The sequence below is a fragment of the Pseudomonas muyukensis genome (assembly GCF_019139535.1).
GTDB classification, from domain to species: domain Bacteria; phylum Pseudomonadota; class Gammaproteobacteria; order Pseudomonadales; family Pseudomonadaceae; genus Aquipseudomonas; species Aquipseudomonas muyukensis.
This window is the reverse complement of sequence record NZ_CP077073.1, coordinates 1,079,976-1,094,998: the sequence shown is the minus strand read 5'-3', so window position 1 is coordinate 1,094,998 and position 15,023 is coordinate 1,079,976. Positions and strand designations below refer to the sequence as shown.

The window sequence follows — 15,023 nt, the reverse complement described above, 5'->3', positions numbered from 1 at the left end:
GCTCAGTCTTTCCGCTGCGGCTCTTGGACCGGCTGGGCCTGGCCCTCGATGGTCTGGCCCTGGGCCTGCTGCGCGGTGTTCTGCACCGGCGGCACTGGCTGGGCGGGCGGCGGGGTCTGCTCGGCCGGCTTGGTTTCTTCTTCGTTCATGGCCTTGCGAAAGCCCTTGATCGACTCGCCCAGGTCGCTGCCGAAGTTTTTCAGCTTCTTGGTGCCGAACACCAGTACCACGACCACCAGCAGGACGATCCAGTGTTTCCAGTCAAAAATGCCCATTTCCTACTCCTGAAAAATATGTGTCGGTCTATCGGGCCCTGGGGGCTGCTGTGCAGCCCTTTCGCGACACAAGGCCGCTCCTACAGGGCGTGGCGCATCGGTCAGGCGACGCGGACCGCCGTGGGAGCGGCCTTGTGTCGCGAAAGGGGCGCAACGCGCCCCCGCAATCAATCAGGCAGACGGCTGCCGCGCGGCCTTCTCGTCATGCCCGGAAAGCCCGAACCGACGCTCCAGCTCGTCGAGCACCGCCTGCGGATGCTGGCCCAGCGCGCTGAGCATCACCAGGCTATGAAACCACAGGTCGGCGGTTTCATAGATGACATCGCTGTAATCCTTGCTGGCGGCGGCATCCTTGGCGGCAATGATGGTCTCGATGGACTCTTCGCCGAGCTTTTCGAGGATCTTGTTCAGGCCCTTGTGGTACAGGCTGGCCACGTAGCTGCTGTCGGGTGCCGCGTGCTTGCGTTCTTCCAGCACCTCGGCGAGGCGGTTTAGCGTGTCGCTCATGTTCAGTGCCCTGCGCTGTAGATGGCGTGCGGGTCCTTGAGGACCGGGTCGACGATTTTCCACTGGCCGTCCTCGAAGACGCGGTAGAAGCAGCTTTCGCGGCCGGTATGGCAGGCGATATGGCCCAGTTGCTCGACCATCAGGATGATCACGTCGGCGTCGCAGTCCAGGCGCATTTCATGCAGTTTCTGCACATGGCCCGACTCCTCGCCCTTGCGCCACAGCTTGCCCCGCGAGCGCGACCAGTAGATGGCGCGATGCTCGGCGGCGGTCAGGGCCAGGGATTCACGGTTCATCCAGGCCATCATCAGCACGCGCCCGGTCTTGTGGTCCTGGGCGATGGCCGGTACCAGGCCCTCGCTGTTCCACTTGATCTCGTCCAGCCAGTCTTTCATCGTCGACTCCAAACGGGCCCGCTCCCGTACCGGGCCCCTGTGCGCTAGTGTGCCAGCCAGCCGCGCGGCTGGCTATCGGCGCACGATCAGGTAAAGGCCGGCAGCCAGCATCAGCCAGGCGGGCCAGGCGGCCGGGGCGCTGAGGCTGGCGGCACCGGCGGCCAGGGTCGCGCCACCGCCCAGCAGGCCGGCGCCGAGCAGGCGCAGCGCCCAGTTGTCGCCGGCGCGGCGGCGCTCGGGCAGTTGCGGGTCGTGCAGGTGCGGCTGCGACAGGCGCTCGAGCAGGTCGCGGGTCATGTCGGCCAGGTGCGGCAGTTGCTCGGCCTGGCTGTACAGGTTGCCGATCACCGCCTTGGGGCTCATGCGCTCGCGCATCCAGCGCTCCAGGAACGGCTTGGCGGTGCTCCACAGGTCCAGGTCGGGGTACAGCTGGCGACCGAGGCCCTCGATGTTGAGCAGGGTCTTTTGCAGCAGCACCAGCTGTGGCTGGACTTCCATGTTGAAGCGCCGGGCGGTCTGGAACAGGCGCATCAGCACCTGGCCAAAGGAGATGTCCTTCAGCGGCTTCTCGAAGATCGGCTCGCACACGGTGCGGATCGCCGCCTCGAACTCGTTGACCTTGGTCTGTGCCGGCACCCAGCCCGAATCGATGTGCAGCTGGGCGACGCGGCGGTAGTCGCGCTTGAAGAAGGCGATCAGGTTACGCGCCAGGTAGTCCTGGTCCTCGGCCGTCAGGCTGCCGACGATGCCGCAGTCGATGGCGATGTACTGCGGGCTCCACGGCTTGACCGTACTGACGAAGATGTTGCCCGGGTGCATGTCGGCGTGGAAGAAGCTGTCGCGGAACACCTGGGTGAAGAACACCTCGACGCCGCGCTCGGCGAGCATCTTCATGTCGGTGCGCTGGTCGGCCAGGGTGGCCATGTCGGTGACCGGCACGCCGTAGATGCGCTCCATCACCAAAACCTTGGGCCGGCAGAAGTCCCAGTACACCTGGGGCACGTACATCAGCTCGGAGCCTTCGAAGTTGCGCCGCAGCTGGCTGGCGTTGGCCGCCTCGCGCAGCAGGTCGAGCTCGTCGTAGATGGTCTTTTCGTAGTCGCCGACGATTTCCACCGGGTGCAGGCGGCGGGCGTCGGCCGAGGCGCGCTCGGCGGCCTTGGCAATCAGGAACAACCAGGCCAGGTCCTGGGCGATCACCGGCTTCAGGCCGGGGCGCACCACCTTGACCACCACCTCTTCGCCGCTCTTGAGCCGCGCGGCGTGCACCTGGGCCACCGAGGCCGAGGCCAGCGGCTCGACATCGAAGCGGCTGAACACTTCGCCAACCTTGGCGCCGAGTTGCTCCTCGATCAGCGCCACGGCCCGTTGCGGGTCGAACGGTGGCACCCGGTCCTGCAGCAGCATCAGCTCGTCGGCGATGTCGGTGGGCAGCAGGTCACGGCGGGTGGACAGCAACTGGCCGAACTTGATGAAGATCGGCCCCAGGTCCTGCAAGGCCAGGCGCAGCCGCGCGCCACGGCTGAGTGCGGAGGGCTTGCGCGGCAACCAGCGCCAGGGCATCAGCAGGCGCAGGCTGGCCAGCCACCAGGGCAGCAGGGGCTGTTCGAACAGCAGGTCATCGAGGCGGTAGCGGATCACGACGCGCTGGATGCGCAACAGACGGCGGACGGCGAGCAGCTTCATGCGTTATCGCTGGTATCAGGAGAGTGGGCGGCGAGGCGGCGCAGGCGCGCCTCGAGGCGTTCGATGTCGATCTTGAGGGCGTCGAGCTCGCTGAAGGCGGCTTCGGCCTCGCGCTTGCCGACCAGGGTACGGGACTCTTCGGCCAGGTACTCGGAGAGGTTCTGGCTGAAGCGGTTCAGGCCCTGCCGGGTCCAGCGCGCGCGCAGGCGCACGTGGCCGGCGATCAACGCGGTGGGCACCGGGCCCAGCCAGCGCGACAGCTCGTACTCCCAGTCCAGCTCGAGGTCCTGCAGCACGCCGACCAGGTCGAGCAGCACGGCACTGTCGCCATGCAGCGCCACCTGCGGGCTGTGCAGCACCGCGGTCTTGTCCCGCGCCAGGGCCAGCTGTGCCAGGCGCCCGGCGGGAGCGCGCAGGGTGCAGTCGACCTCGCCCTCCCAGTGGGCGGCAAGCATCAGGCCCTCGTCGTCGGGCAGCACGAACAGCTTCAGCGCCGGCTGCAGGCAGTCGATCTCGATGACCTTGCCTGCCAGCGCGGCCAGGCGCGGCAACGCGGTGCTGTCCATGCGCAGCACACGATTGAGCCCGTGCTCGACGCTGGCAAGCAGGCCGGCGAGCAGCATCAGGGCTTGATTCCCCGATGCACGGCGACGATGCCGCTGGTCATGTTGTGGTAGCTGACGCGGTCGAAACCGGCCTCGACCATCATGCTCTTGAGCGTTTCCTGGTCGGGGTGCATGCGGATCGATTCGGCCAGGTAGCGGTAGCTTTCCGAGTCGTTGGTGATCAGCTTGCCGGCCAGCGGCATGAAGGCGAACGAGTAGGCGTCGTAGGCCTTGGACATCAGCTTGTTGGTCGGTTTGGAGAACTCCAGGATCAACAACCGGCCGCCGGGCTTGAGCACTCGCAGCATGGAGCGGATGGCCGCGTCCTTGTGGGTCACGTTGCGCAGGCCGAAGGCGATGGTCACGCAGTCGAAGTGGTTGTCCGGGAACGGCAGCTTCTCGGCGTCGGCCTGGACGAACTCGATGTTGCCGGCCACGCCGCGGTCGAGCAGGCGGTCACGGCCGACCTTGAGCATCGACTCGTTGATGTCGGCGAGTACCACTTGCCCGGTCGGGCCGACCAGGCGCGAGAACTTGGCCGCCAGGTCTCCGGTACCGCCGGCGATATCCAGCACGCGGTTGCCGCTGCGCACACCGGACAGCTCGATGGTGAAGCGCTTCCACAGGCGGTGCATGCCGCCGGAGAGCACGTCGTTCATCAGGTCGTACTTGGCGGCCACGGAATGGAAGACCTCGGCGACTTTCTTCGCCTTCTGGCTTTCCGGCACGTCCTGGTAGCCGAAGTGGGTGGTGGGTTCGGCGTGGTCGCCTTTGCGCTGGTCGGTCATTTCGCTTCACCAGAAAAAAATTACCGCCATTCTATGGGCATCGGGCGGTTTTGTCTTGGCAGGGTGTGTCGCCGGGCGGGTGGGGGCATAATGCGGCCATTGTCTTCATATCCAGGAACACCCGCATGACCCAGATCAGCGTCGAACGCAAACACTCCCTCGGCCGCGAGGCTGCCCGCGCCAAGGCCGAAGCGCTGGTCGACAGGCTGACCCGCGAATACGACCTCAAGGCCCGTTGGAACGGCGACCGCGTCGAGGTGTCGCGCAGTGGCGCCAACGGCAGCGTGCACATCGGCGAGGACACCATCCGCGTCGAGCTGAAGCTGGGCATGATGCTGTCGATGATGAGCGGTAGCATCAAGGGCGAGATCGAGCGGGCGCTGGACAAGGCCCTGGCCTGAAGGACGTTCATGGCGAGAGGTGTGTGCAGCCCTGACTATCGAGCGCCGCGCGGGCGGCGCTCGATCTCAAAGATGCTGCAACACCAACGTCGAGCACCCTGAAGTCCCGCACCTTAGGGTGAGCATTCTAATTTTTCCGCCTACCTTCACGCTCAAGCCCGTCCCCCGGGCAGTGTCTCCCTCCTTCCACTGAGCATGAGGTGCAGAGCATGGCCAAAGTGAATCTCAAGCAAAAAGACGATGCCCAAGGCAGCACCCTGGGCGAGGTGCGCGGCTACGCGCGCAAGATCTGGCTGGCAGGCATCGGTGCCTACGCCCGCGTCGGCCAGGAAGGTTCCGACTACTTCAAGGAGCTGGTCAAGGCCGGAGAAGGCGTCGAGAAGCGCGGCAAGAAGCGCATCGGCAAGGCCGTCGACGCGGCCAACACCCAGCTCGACGAAGCCACCCAGGAAGTCACCCGCGTGCCCGGTCGGGTCGAGGCGCAGCTGGATAAAATCGAGCGGGCCTTCGACGCACGGGTTGGTCGCGCCTTGAATCGCCTCGGCATTCCGTCTAAACATGACGTTGAGGCGTTGTCCATCAAGCTTGAACAGCTGCACGAGCTGCTCGAGCGCGTCGCGCACAAACCATAAGGAGAGCAGGATGGCTGGCAAGAAGAACACCGAGAAAGAAGGCAGTTCCTGGATCGGCGGCGTCGAGAAATACTCGCGCAAGATCTGGTTGGCTGGCCTGGGTATCTACTCCAAGATCGACCAGGACGGTCCGAAGCTGTTCGATTCGCTGGTGAAGGATGGCGAAAAGGCCGAGAAGCAGGCGAAGAAGACTGCCGAAGACGTGGCCGAAACCGCCAAGTCGTCGACCACCTCGCGCGTGTCGGGGGTCAAGGACCGTGCGCTGGGCAAATGGAGCGAACTCGAAGAGGCCTTCGACAAGCGCCTGAACAGCGCCATCTCGCGCCTGGGCGTGCCCAGCCGCAATGAGATCAAGGCCCTGCACCAGCAGGTCGATTCGCTGACCAAGCAGATCGAGAAACTGACCGGTGCGTCGGTGACCCCGATCTCCAAGGCCAAGGCGAGCGCGAGCAAACCGGCGGCCAAGCCACTGGCCAAGGCGGCGGCCAAGCCTGCCGCCAAACCTGCGGCGAAAACCGCGGCGGCCAAGCCGGCAGCCAAGCCCGCGGCCAAGCCGGTAGCAGCCAAGCCCGCCAGCAAGCCGGCTGCGGCGAAAAAGCCAGCCGTGAAGAAGGCGCCGGCCAAACCGGCAGCGGCCAAGCCCGCCACCGCGGCGCCAGCGGCTACCGCAGCACCGGCGCCGAGCGCGGCACCGGCCAGCAATACGCCATCGGCACCGCTGAACGCCGCGACCCAGGCCTGAGTCGCGGCGCCTGGCTCGCCAGCAAGCAGGCGCCTACGGACCGAAGCACATCGGGATCAGACGTAGGCGCCAGCCTTGCCGGCGAACACCGGCGCAGCCGGTGCCAGGCACCGCGTTGCCGCCTGGGTCATAACACCTGGCGCAAAAACGCCTGGGCCCGTGGGTCCTTCGGCGCGGCGAAGAACTGCGCTGGCGGCGAGTCCTCCAGCAACTTGCCGTGATCGAAGAACAGCACGCGGTCCGCCACTTCCCGGGCAAAGCCCATCTCGTGGGTCACGCAGACCATGGTCATGCCTTCCTGGGCCAAGGTCTTCATCACGTCCAGCACCTCGCCGACCATTTCCGGGTCCAGCGCTGAAGTCGGCTCGTCGAACAGCATCACCTTCGGCTCCATCGCCAGCGCCCGGGCGATAGCCACCCGTTGCTGCTGGCCACCGGACAAGCGCGACGGATACTCGTTGGCTTTCTGCGCGATACCGACCTTTTCCAGCAACGCCCGGGCCTTGGCCTCGCGCTCGGCCTTGTTGCGCTTGCGCACCACCTTCTGCGCCAGGCACAGGTTTTCCAGCACGGTCATGTGCGGGAACAGGTTGAAGTGCTGGAACACCATGCCGACTTCGCGGCGATAGGCATTGATATCGGTCTTCGGGTCGTCCAGTTGCAAGCCGTCGATGGACACATGGCCCTCGTCGAAATGCTCCAGGCCATTGAGACAGCGCAGGAAGGTCGACTTGCCCGAACCCGACGGGCCGAGCACCACCACCACTTCGCCCTTGGCGACCTGGGTGGTGACGTTGTCCACCGCGCGCACCACCATGCCACGGGTGTCGAAGACTTTCAGCAGATCACGGACTTCAATCACTTTGCGCAAGCCTCCGCTCGAGCCGGCTGGCGATGTGCGACAGCGGCAGGTTGATCAGCAGGTACAGGCCTGCCACGCAGAACCAGATCTCGAAGGTCGAGAACGACGTGGTGATGGCCTCGCGGCCGCTCTTGGTCAGCTCGGTGATGGCAATCACCGACACCAGCGAGGTGTCCTTGACCAGGCTGATGAACTGCCCGGCCAGCGGTGGCAGCACGCGCTTGAAGGCCTGGGGCAGGATCACGTGGCGCATCGACTGGCTGGCGTTCAAGCCCAGCGAGCGCGCCGCCTCGTTCTGGCCCTTGGCGATCGACTGTACCCCGGCGCGGACGATCTCGGCGACGTAGGCGCCGGTGAACAGCGCCAGCGCCGCCACCCCGGCGAACTCGCGGGACAGGTTGAGCACGGTGCCGATGAAGAAGTAGAAGATGAAGATCTGCACCAGCAGCGGCGTGCCGCGCACCAGCTCGACGTAGACGGTGGACAGGTCGCGCAGGGTGGGGTTGCTGGACAACCGGCACAGCCCGGCGAACAGCCCGAGCACCAGGCCCAGGGCGCCCGACACCACCGAGATCCACAACGTGGTCCACAGGCCCCAGGCCAGCGGGCCGGCGGCCCAGTGGCGGGTGACGCCGAGGGCGTCGCCTTCGGCGACATCGTCACCGCGGGCCAGCAGCACGCTGTCCTTGGCCACTTCGACGACTTCTGTGTCGCCGCCTTCGGTCTTCAGGGTGACCCGGGCATTGTCGCCGGACACCACGATTTCCTCGATCGTGCCGTTGTTGCCGGCACGCTGGGTTTGCTCGGCCTTGTAGGCGAAGTATTGCGGAACCCGGTTCCAGCGCCACTCGTAGGAAATCATCGAGGTGGCCAGGTACAGGCTGATCGCCAGGCCCACCAGGACCAGCGCGGTCAGCCCATGCCAGGGCCACTGAGCTTTCTTGTGTTTGATCACGTGGGGTACTTCCGTAAATGCGAACGCGCAGGGCTTGCCTGCGCGTCGGGATCAGCGCTTGGGTCGTTGACCCGGGCCTTATTCCATTTCCTTCAGCCAAGCCTTGCTCTTGAACCACTTGTCGTGAATACGATCGTAGGTCCCGTCATGCTTGATCTGGTGCAGGAAGTTGTTGATGTAGTTGATGCTGTCGTAGTCGCCTTTCTTCAGGCCGAAGGCCAGCGGCTCGTAGGTGAAGGGTTCTTCGAGGAACACCAGCTTGCCGGCGCCGGCCTTCTCCACCGCCACCACGTTGTAGGGCGAGTCGTAGACGAAGGCGTCGGCCTTGCCGTTGACCACGTCCATCACGCCTTCCTGCTCGTTGTCGTAGCCGTGGTACTTGGCCTTGCCGATCAGTTTCTTCGCGACCATCTCGCCGGTGGTGCCGAGCTTGGAGGTGAGGCGGTACTTCTCGTTGTTCAGGTCCTTGTACGACTTGATCTCACCGGCCAGCTCCTTGCGGATCAGCAGGGTCTGGCCGACGACGATGAAGGGTTCGCTGAAGTTCAGGCGCAGGTTGCGCTCCTGGGTCAGGGTCATGCCGCTGCCGATGAAGTCGAACTTGTCGGTCATCAGCGCCGGGATGATGCCGTCGTAGGCGGTGGAGACCATCTCCAGCTTGACGCCCATGGACTTGGCCATGGCCTTGAGGATGTCGACTTCGAAGCCGATGATTTCGCCGCGCTTGTTGGTCATTTCGAACGGCATGTAGGTCGGGTCCATGCCCACCCGCAGGGTGCCGCGCTTGACCGCGTCATCGATGGCGCCAGCCTGGGCGGCGGATACCGCGATCAGGGCAGTCGCGCCGACCAGCAGTCGCGACAGGAGTTTCTTCATCATCACCAAGTCCCCTAGCAAGAAATACGCAGATTTTATTGTTCGCACGGCCCTGTAGGCCGAGGCGTAATGTCGGGTGGGATGCTAACGCATGCGCAGCGCCGGACCTAGAGCCGGAGGGGACTTTGTTGGCCAAAATCGGCTGGAACGCATCGCGGGGCAAGCCCGCTCCCACACCGTGACAACGGTGCGTGGAGCGGGCTTACCCCGCGATTATCGGCGCATCAGGCTCAAGCCAGGGCTGGCTGGGCCTGGTTCTGCGGGTGCAGCGGCAACAACGGCGAGTGCGGGTCGTTGTCGATGGAGGCGCGCCACACATCGATCCACGCCGCGTTGTGCTCGCTCCACACGCGATCGTGCAGGCGCGACAACGCCACCGGGTCGCTGAGCAGCGCCAGGCGGGTGTTCAGGTCCAGGCCCTTGGGCCCGAGCTCCAGCGCCTTGGCCACGCGCTCGACACGCAGGGCCTCGATCGGCGCGGCCTGGCCGTGACGCGCGGTGGCCATGGCGCAGGCCAGGGCGTTCTGGCGCGGGTCGACCACGGCGCGCACGAAGCCGTCGTGCAGGGCGTGCCAACGGTTCTCGTGGGTGTACTGGTCGGTAGCCAGCAGCTCCTGCGGGGTAGCGTACTCCTCGGGGATGAGGAACAGCTTCTCGTCCTTGGCCGCCAGGCCCAGGCGCGTGCGGCTGGAAATCACCGACACCGGGATCGACAGCACCAGCGAGCCGACGATCGGCGCCAGCCACCACAGGAAGCTCGGGTTCAGCCAGGCCACCAGCCCGGCCCAGGCGATGCCCAGCAGGGTCTGCGGGCCGTGGCGGCGCACCGCCTCGCTCCACGGGGTGGAGTCGTCGTCACGCTGCGGCGAGTTCCAGGTCGCCGCCCAGCCGAGGAACGCGGCCAGCACGAAACGGGTGTGGAAGATCATCCGTACCGGCGCCAGCAACATGGAGAACAGCATCTCCATCAGCATCGACAAGGTGACCTTGATGCGCCCGCCGAACTCGGTGGCGCCCTTGGCCCAGATCAGGATGACGCTGAGCAGCTTGGGCAGGAACAGCAGCACGATGGTGGTGGAGAACAGCGCGATGGCTTTTTCCGGGTGCCACTGCGGCCACAACGGGTAGAGCTGGAACGGCTCGATGAAATACTGCGGCTCCATCAAGGTGTTGGTCGCCAGCAACGCGGTCGACAGCACCAGGAACAGGAACCACAACGGCGCCGACAGGTACGACATCACCCCGGTGAGGAACACCGCGCGGTGCACCGGGTGCATGCCCTTGACCAGGAACAGGCGGAAGTTCATCAGGTTGCCGTGGCACCAGCGGCGGTCGCGCTTGAGCTCGTCGAGCAGGTTCGGCGGCAGTTCCTCGTAGCTGCCCGGCAGGTCGTAGGCGATCCACACCCCCCAACCGGCGCGGCGCATCAGCGCGGCTTCGACGAAGTCGTGGGAGAGGATCGCGCCGGCGAAGGCGCCTTTGCCCGGCAACGGCGCCAGGGCGCAGTGCTCGATGAACGGTTTCATGCGGATGATCGCGTTGTGGCCCCAGTAGTGCGACTCGCCCAGCTGCCAGAAGTGCAGGCCGGCGGTGAACAGCGGGCCGTACACGCGGGTAGCGAACTGCTGCATGCGCGCATAGAGGGTGTCCATGCCCGAGGCTTTCGGCCCGGTCTGGATGATGCCGGCATCCGGGTTGGCCTCCATCAGGCGCACCAGGCTGCTCAGGCACTCGCCACTCATGACGCTGTCGGCGTCGAGCACGACCATGTACTTGTAATCGCCACCCCAGCGCCGGCAGAAGTCGTCGAGGTTGCCGCTCTTGCGCTTCACCCGGCGCCGGCGGCGGCGGTAGAAGATGCGGCCGAAGCCTTTGGTCTCGCGACAAACGTCCAGCCAGGCCTGTTGTTCGGCCACGGCGATATCGGTGTCGTTGGTGTCGCTGAGCACGAAGAAGTCGAAACGATCGAGGTTGCCGCTGGCGGCCACCGACTCGAAGGTCGCACGCAGGCCTGCGAACACCCGTGGCACGTCTTCGTTGCAGATCGGCATCACCAGCGCGGTACGCGCCTCGGCGGGAATCGGCTCGTTGCCGGCGCTGCTGCCGGAGATACGGTACTTGTCGCGCCCGGTGAGCAGCTCGAGGAAGCCCATCAGCGCGGTCCAGAAGCCCGCCGACACCCAACAGAACAGGATGCCGAAGAGAATCAGGATGGAGGTTTGCAGGGCATAGGGCCAGACCTGCACCACGGTATCCCACAGCGGCTGGTGGACGACTTCGTCGAGGTCGACGAACGACCAGCCCTGGTACGGCAGGATGCCCTTCATGTACCAGCCGGCGACGATGGTCTGGCCGATCATCAACGTCAGCAGGATGTAGCGACGGATCGAGCCGACCGTGCGCCAGCGCGCCGGCGGCAGCTCGCGCTTGGGCGGCTGCGGGGCGTTGGTGCGCCCGGTCATGCGCCGCCACATGCGGATCAGGATATTGGTGCGCCACGGCTCGGGCACCACCTTGGTGCGCTTGATCGGCGGCGCGATCTTCAGGCACAGCCGCCCGCCGGCATCGACGCCGAGCATCTCGGCCTCTTCCAGCTCGGCGGCGCTGCCGACGGTAAGACGGGTGCCCACCGAGGCCTGAACGGCCTCGGCGGTGCCGGCGGCCGGTTGGGCCGCCAGACGTTGGTGCAGCTCGCTGAACGAGGCGCAGCTGGCGAGTTCCGCGCGCTGCTCGTCGCTCAGGGGGAGGTGGGCCAGGTATTCGCGCAGCGATTCCGGCCTTGCGCTTGAGTTACTCATCGGCAGGCAACTGATAGCTCCAGGTCTCGGTCAGCACTTTCTCGGTGGTGGCCGGGGTCCCGTTGGTGGATGCCGCATCGGCGGCTGGTTGCTCGGCAGCTTTTTCCGCCTTGGCTTTCTCGGCCTTGGCGTGGGCGTGCTTGGCCTTGTCCTGCTTGGTTTCCTTGGCAGGCTTGGGCTGCTCGACCGGTACGTCGCGCAGCAGCGCGGCACGCATCTCGGTGGATTTCTTCGGATCCTGCACCTTCAGCCGCAGGGTCAGGCGCCAGCCCTTGGTTTCCGGGTTGTAGCGCAGGTTGTTCTCGACCAGCTCGGCGTTGTCGCCGACGCTGACCTGGCTGCGCACGGCCGTATCGGCCGGCAGGGCGGCCAGGTTCGGGCCGATGAAGTCGACCAGGAAGGCCACGGTGCCATCGGCCTGGCGGATCAGGTTGGACTGCTTGACGTCACCGGTGGAGCGCAGGGTCTGCTTGACCCAGGCCAGGTCCGGGGAGTGCAGCTGGTCTTCCTTGATGGTCCAGCGCAGGCGGTAGTCGTATTCGAACGGCTTGCCTGGCTCCGGCAGTTTTTCCGGGCTCCAGAAGGCCACGATGTTGTCGTTGGTCTCGTCGGCGGTGGGGATCTCGACCAGGTCGACGGTGCCCTTGCCCCAGTCGCCCTTAGGCTCGATCCAGGCGCTCGGGCGCTTTTCGTATTCGTCGTCGAGGTCTTCGTAGTCGCTGAAGGCGCGCTGACGCTGCAGCAGGCCGAAACCACGCGGGTTCTCGACGCTGAAGTTGCTCACGGCCAGGTGTTTCGGGTTGTTCAGCGGGCGCCACAGCCATTCGCCGTTGCCGGCATGGATCGACAGGCCTTCGGAGTCGTGCAGGGCCGGACGGTAGTTCATCACCTTCGACGGCTGGTTGGGGCCGAACAGGTACATGCTGGTCAGCGGCGCGATCCCCAGGCGGCTGACGTGGTCACGCAGGTAGACCCGCGACTTGACGTCGACCAGGGTGTCTTCGCCCGGACGCAGGGTCAGCTTGTAGGCGCCGGTGGAGCGCGGCGAGTCGAGCAGCGCGTAGATCACCAGGTGCTTGTCGTTGGGCTTGGGCTTTTCGATCCAGAATTCGCGGAAGCGCGGGAACTCCTCGCCCGACGGCAGCGCGGTGTCGATGGCCAGGCCACGGGCCGACAGGCCATAGCGGTGGCCCTTGCCGACCACGCGGAAATAGCTGGCGCCAAGCAGGGTCATGATCTCGTCCTGCTTGTCGGCCTTGTTGATCGGGTAGAGCACGCGAAAGCCAGCGTAGCCAAGGTCCTTGGTGGTGTCGGCGTCATGCGGCACGTCACCGAAGTCGAAGCGGCTCGGGTCGTACTTGATCTCTTCGACCTTCTTGGCGGTGATCTCGTTGATCTTCACCGGCGTGTCGAAGTGCATGCCCTGGTGGTAGAACGACAGCTTGAACGGCGTCTTGTCCTTGGCCCACTCGGCCTTTTCCTGGAGGAAGCGGATCTTCTGGTAGTCGGCGTACTTCATGTCGCGGAACACCGGCGGCAGGTTGCTCTTCGGTGCCTCGAACTTCTGACCGGCCAGATCCTTTGCCTTGGCTGCAACATCATCCAGATTGAATGCCCACAGCTGGCCAGCGCTCATCAGGCCGACCAGCGCCGCGCCGGCCAACAGGGCCTTGCGCAGCCGGGTACCGGGGATTCTTGGTGCAATACAGGGGCTTACAATCACGAGCAATCCTCGCCGAAAACAGATCATGAAACCAACGGCCAGCGACCAATGCCGGGTTGGCGAGCACTGTTCGGACCCCGTGAGGGCGTAATGATTCCCCAAACGGATCCAGACAATGCTCGAGTCAAAATGAAACGAACCTGCGAACGCAGGTTCATGCAGCGCGCGATTATCCAGCAGGACGCGTGACAACGCATCAGGCTGGAGAAACTATTTATCGTACAAAACCCCTTGTTTTCATACAAACAAGGGGTTTTTCGACCTCATATTTGTAACATAAATGTTACGGGGCCATCATTGACCAGGTGCACCTGCATGTCGGCACCGAAGCGTCCGCTCGCCACCTGCGGGTGCTGGCGCTGTGCCTGTAATAGAAGATAGTCGAAAAGCTCGGCGCCGAGCGCCGGCGGCGCCGCCGTCGAAAAGCTCGGGCGCATGCCGCTGCGGGTATCGGCTGCCAGGGTGAACTGGGACACCAGCAGCAAGCCGCCACCGATGTCCTTGAGCGAGCGGTTCATCTTGCCCTGCTCGTCGCTGAACACCCGGTAGTTGAGCAGCTTGTGCAACAGTTTGTCGGCGTGCTCCGGCGAATCTTCAGGCTCCACCGCCACCAGCGCCAGCAACCCTTGGTCGATGGCGCCGACGATTTCGCCCGCGACTTCCACCCTGGCGCCACGCACGCGCTGGATCAGGCCCTTCATGCTTCTTCCAGGGGCAGGTCGAGCAGGCGCCGGGCCATCTGGTCGGCGGCACGCACCAGCGCATCGGTGATGCCCGGCTCGGACGCGGCGTGGCCGGCGTCGCGGATCACCTTAAGCTCGCTGTTCGGCCAGGCCTGGTGCAGTTCCCAGGCGTTGTCCAACGGGCAGATCACGTCATAGCGGCCATGCACGATCACCGCCGGCAGATGGGCGATCTTGGGGATGTCGCGGATCAACTGGTTTTCTTCGAGGAAGGCATTGTTGGTGAAGTAGTGGCACTCGATGCGGGCGATCGACAGCGCCCGCTGTGGCTCGGAGAAGCGGTCGACCACCAGCGGGTTGGGGCGCAGGGTGGCGGTGCGGCCCTCCCAGGTCGACCAGGCCTTGGCCGCGTGCATCTGGGCGATCTGGTCATTGCCGGTCAGGCGCTTGTGGAAGGCCTGCACCAGGTCGCCGCGCTCCTCGGGCGGGATCGGCGCGATGTAGTCCTGCCAGTAGTCGGGGAACAGACGGCTGGCGCCCTCCTGGTAGAACCAGCTGATTTCCTGCGGGCGGCACAAGAAGATGCCGCGCAAGATCAGGCCGTGCACACGCTCGGGGTGGGTCTGGGCGTAGGCCAGGGCCAGGGTCGAGCCCCACGAGCCGCCGAACAGCACCCATTTGTCTATCCCCAGGTGCTCACGGATGCGCTCCAGGTCCTCGACCAGGTGCCAGGTGGTGTTGTTCTCCAGGCTCGCATGGGGCGTGGAGCGGCCACAGCCGCGCTGGTCGAAGGTGATGATGCGGTACAGGTTGGGGTCGAAGTAGCAGCGGCTCTGGGCATCACAGCCTGCGCCCGGGCCACCGTGGATGAACACCACGGGCAGACCTTCCGGCGAGCCGCTTTCGTCGACATACAGCACATGCGGCGCTTCCACGGCCAGATCGTGCCGGGCGTAGGGTTTGATCTGCGGGTAGAGGGTCTGCATCGCGCACTCCGTGTGAGGTTTGGTTCAGCCGTGGGCCATCATAAACCTGAATTGCGCTTTGAGCATGTGTCTATGGCGAGATCATGTTATGTGCTTGCGCCGTGCGTAG

General features: G+C 65.1%; 16 protein-coding genes. 3 read left to right on the top strand and 13 right to left on the bottom strand.

Annotated elements, in window-relative coordinates; translation table 11 throughout:
- Nucleotides 1-2: 2 nt before the first annotated feature.
- From KSS95_RS04965 to ubiE, 6 genes are all read right to left on the bottom strand, one after another.
- Nucleotides 3-275: a twin-arginine translocase TatA/TatE family subunit gene (locus tag KSS95_RS04965; RefSeq protein ID WP_110994127.1), complete on the bottom strand. Its 273-nt coding sequence runs from the start codon at nucleotides 273-275 to the stop codon at nucleotides 3-5.
- A 171-nt stretch (nucleotides 276-446) separates the two neighbouring features.
- Nucleotides 447-782 carry a phosphoribosyl-ATP diphosphatase gene (locus tag KSS95_RS04960; protein ID WP_050707262.1) on the bottom strand — a complete coding sequence of 112 codons (336 nt, stop codon included), beginning with the start codon at nucleotides 780-782 and terminating at the stop codon, nucleotides 447-449.
- Between the two features lie 2 nt (nucleotides 783-784).
- Nucleotides 785-1,177, bottom strand: coding sequence for a phosphoribosyl-AMP cyclohydrolase (gene hisI / locus KSS95_RS04955; protein ID WP_217852154.1), 393 nt, complete (start codon nucleotides 1,175-1,177; stop codon nucleotides 785-787).
- A 72-nt stretch (nucleotides 1,178-1,249) separates the two neighbouring features.
- Complete coding sequence (ubiB, locus tag KSS95_RS04950; protein ID WP_134690472.1) at nucleotides 1,250-2,863, bottom strand: ubiquinone biosynthesis regulatory protein kinase UbiB; 1,614 nt, start codon at nucleotides 2,861-2,863, stop codon at nucleotides 1,250-1,252.
- Nucleotides 2,860-3,486: a ubiquinone biosynthesis accessory factor UbiJ gene (locus tag KSS95_RS04945; protein ID WP_217852152.1), complete on the bottom strand. Its 627-nt coding sequence runs from the start codon at nucleotides 3,484-3,486 to the stop codon at nucleotides 2,860-2,862. Before KSS95_RS04945 ends, ubiB begins: the two co-directional genes overlap by 4 nt.
- Nucleotides 3,486-4,256: a bifunctional demethylmenaquinone methyltransferase/2-methoxy-6-polyprenyl-1,4-benzoquinol methylase UbiE gene (gene ubiE / locus KSS95_RS04940; RefSeq protein WP_217852150.1), complete on the bottom strand. Its 771-nt coding sequence runs from the start codon at nucleotides 4,254-4,256 to the stop codon at nucleotides 3,486-3,488. The genes KSS95_RS04945 and ubiE overlap by 1 nt, the downstream gene beginning before the upstream one ends.
- Nucleotides 4,257-4,381: 125 nt before the next feature.
- On the opposite strand from ubiE, the gene KSS95_RS04935 reads away from it, so the two are divergent.
- From KSS95_RS04935 to KSS95_RS04925, 3 genes are all read left to right on the top strand, one after another.
- Complete coding sequence (locus KSS95_RS04935; protein WP_217852148.1) at nucleotides 4,382-4,657, top strand: polyhydroxyalkanoic acid system family protein; 276 nt, start codon at nucleotides 4,382-4,384, stop codon at nucleotides 4,655-4,657.
- A 209-nt stretch (nucleotides 4,658-4,866) separates the two neighbouring features.
- Entirely contained in the window at nucleotides 4,867-5,289 is a 423-nt protein-coding gene (locus tag KSS95_RS04930; protein WP_134691412.1) for a phasin family protein, read from the top strand.
- Nucleotides 5,290-5,299: 10 nt separating this feature from the next.
- Nucleotides 5,300-6,031, top strand: a complete 732-nt coding sequence (locus KSS95_RS04925) for a phasin family protein (RefSeq protein ID WP_217852147.1) — start codon at nucleotides 5,300-5,302, stop codon at nucleotides 6,029-6,031.
- Between the two features lie 127 nt (nucleotides 6,032-6,158).
- Here the strand turns inward: KSS95_RS04925 and KSS95_RS04920 are convergent, their stop codons facing one another.
- From KSS95_RS04920 to pip, 7 genes are all read right to left on the bottom strand, one after another.
- Nucleotides 6,159-6,893, bottom strand: coding sequence for an amino acid ABC transporter ATP-binding protein (locus tag KSS95_RS04920; protein WP_134691414.1), 735 nt, complete (start codon nucleotides 6,891-6,893; stop codon nucleotides 6,159-6,161).
- Nucleotides 6,886-7,848 (bottom strand): amino acid ABC transporter permease, encoded by a 963-nt coding sequence (locus KSS95_RS04915; protein ID WP_217852145.1) that lies wholly within the window; start codon nucleotides 7,846-7,848, stop codon nucleotides 6,886-6,888. The genes KSS95_RS04920 and KSS95_RS04915 overlap by 8 nt, the downstream gene beginning before the upstream one ends.
- A gap of 78 nt (nucleotides 7,849-7,926) precedes the next feature.
- The gene (locus tag KSS95_RS04910) at nucleotides 7,927-8,724 is read right to left on the bottom strand and encodes a transporter substrate-binding domain-containing protein (protein ID WP_217853934.1); all 798 of its coding nucleotides are present in this window, start codon (nucleotides 8,722-8,724) and stop codon (nucleotides 7,927-7,929) included.
- Between the two features lie 230 nt (nucleotides 8,725-8,954).
- On the bottom strand, nucleotides 8,955-11,522 hold the full coding sequence (gene mdoH, locus KSS95_RS04905; protein WP_217852143.1) for a glucans biosynthesis glucosyltransferase MdoH: 2,568 nt from the start codon (nucleotides 11,520-11,522) through the stop codon (nucleotides 8,955-8,957).
- Nucleotides 11,515-13,245, bottom strand: a complete 1,731-nt coding sequence (locus KSS95_RS04900; RefSeq protein WP_217852141.1) for a glucan biosynthesis protein G — start codon at nucleotides 13,243-13,245, stop codon at nucleotides 11,515-11,517. Before KSS95_RS04900 ends, mdoH begins: the two co-directional genes overlap by 8 nt.
- 263 nt (nucleotides 13,246-13,508) lie before the next feature.
- The gene (dtd, locus tag KSS95_RS04895; RefSeq protein WP_217852140.1) at nucleotides 13,509-13,946 is read right to left on the bottom strand and encodes a D-aminoacyl-tRNA deacylase; all 438 of its coding nucleotides are present in this window, start codon (nucleotides 13,944-13,946) and stop codon (nucleotides 13,509-13,511) included.
- Nucleotides 13,943-14,914 (bottom strand): prolyl aminopeptidase, encoded by a 972-nt coding sequence (gene pip, locus KSS95_RS04890; protein ID WP_125465856.1) that lies wholly within the window; start codon nucleotides 14,912-14,914, stop codon nucleotides 13,943-13,945. The genes dtd and pip overlap by 4 nt, the downstream gene beginning before the upstream one ends.
- Between the last annotated feature and the right edge of the window lie 109 nt (nucleotides 14,915-15,023).